Here is a 468-nt window from a genome sequence, read left to right on the forward strand (position 1 = left end):
GCGCCGGAGCACCGCCGCGCCCCGCGCCGCCGCGGGTGGACGCCTCCGCGCTGCTGCTCCTGCCGCCGGCCGCGCTCGTGCTCGCCGGCGCCTGGCTGCCGCTGGAACCGCCGTGGCGGGCGAGCCCCTTCGCGCTCGCCCTGGCCCTCGCCGTCGCCGTCGCCACCGGTGCGGTGGGCGCCGGCTGGGGGCTGGCCGTCGCCCTCACCGCGCTGGCCCCGCTGACCCTCGCCCTGCTCGCGTCCTGCCTGCCGCTGCTGCACCGCGCGGCGCGCCGGCAGCAGCCGTGGCGCCGCGCGCTCGCCGAGGTGTCCAGCGCCGCGGCGGGCGTCGTGGCCTGCCGCCTGGTGCTCGACGCGCTCGTGGGCACCTCCCCGGGGGCGGGCGCGGCGGTCGTCGACGCCGGCCAGTGGCCGGCCGTGCTCGCCGGCGGGGCCGCGGGCCTGCTCGCCGCAGCGCTGGCCGGCG

1 pseudogene is annotated in these 468 nt (G+C 83.8%); it reads left to right on the top strand.

Going from position 1 to position 468, the window contains the following annotated elements:
* Positions 1-35: 35 nt before the first annotated feature.
* A pseudogene (locus GTR00_RS22490) lies at positions 36-468 on the top strand (hypothetical protein); the annotation flags it as partial.

Origin of the sequence: Kineococcus indalonis, assembly GCF_009906395.1 — a bacterium.
In the GTDB taxonomy this organism is placed as follows: domain Bacteria; phylum Actinomycetota; class Actinomycetes; order Actinomycetales; family Kineococcaceae; genus Kineococcus; species Kineococcus indalonis.